Here is a 940-nt window from a genome sequence, read left to right as displayed (position 1 = left end):
ATATCGCCGCGGCGGACGTGGGTAAGCAGGCTGCCGATGGTTGCTTGCTGGGGGGAAATGGCGATATCGATTTCTCCCCCCTGAACCAAGTCCACGTAGGCAGCGTTGTTAATCAGCGTCAGTACCTTCTTGGCGCCCAAGCGTTTGGCCAGCAGCGACGACATAATATTGACCTCGTCGTCGTTGGTCAGAGCACAAAAGATATCGCAGTCTTCGATGTTCTCTTCTTCCAACAGCCGCTTGCTGGTGGCGCTGCCGTGTAGCACCACTGTTCGGTCAAGCCGCTCGGAAAGTGCAGTACAGCGCTCTAAACTGTGCTCGATAATCTTGACCTGATGACTGTGCTCCAAGTGTTCGGCCAAGCGTTCACCGATATTGCCCCCACCGGCAATCACTACCCGTCGGAAATCCCGTTCAACGCGGCGTAGTTCGCTCATTACCGTGCGAATATCGCGCCGTGCCGCCAGGAAAAACACCTCGTCGTCGGCTTCAATCACCGTATCGCCACGGGGAATAATCGGTCGGTTGCGGCGATAAATTGCCGCGACGCGTGTTTCCACATTGGGCATGTGCTTGGCTAAAAAGGCTAAATCCTGTCCCACCAACGGGCCACCGTAGAACGCCTTGACCGCCACCAGCTGCACCAAACCACCGGCAAACTCCAACACCTGCAACGCACCGGGGTGCTCAATCAGGCGGCGAACATGATCCGTGACTACTTGTTCAGGGCTGATCAGTACATCAATAGGAATCGCTTCGTGGGCAAACAATCCCTTACGGGTGAGGTAGGCGGTTGAGCGTACGCGGGCAATTTTGGTAGGCGTGCGAAACAGGGTATGGGCGACTTGGCAGGCGATCATGTTGATTTCATCGGTGTTGGTCACCGCAAAATCAACATATCGGCGTCTTCACAGCCCGCCTGACGCAGCACAATGGGATA

Annotated in this window: 1 pseudogene; it reads right to left on the bottom strand. The window is 55.7% G+C overall.

Features of this window, described 5'->3' with window-relative positions:
• Positions 1 to 940 (bottom strand): annotated as a pseudogene (trkA, locus tag INT19_RS13420) (Trk system potassium transporter TrkA); the annotation flags it as partial.

Origin of the sequence: Halomonas sp. 3A7M, from assembly GCF_014897875.1 — a bacterium.
Classification (GTDB): Bacteria; Pseudomonadota; Gammaproteobacteria; order Pseudomonadales; family Halomonadaceae; genus Vreelandella.
Note: the sequence above shows the minus strand (reverse complement) of the source record. Positions and strands in the feature narration are given on the sequence as shown.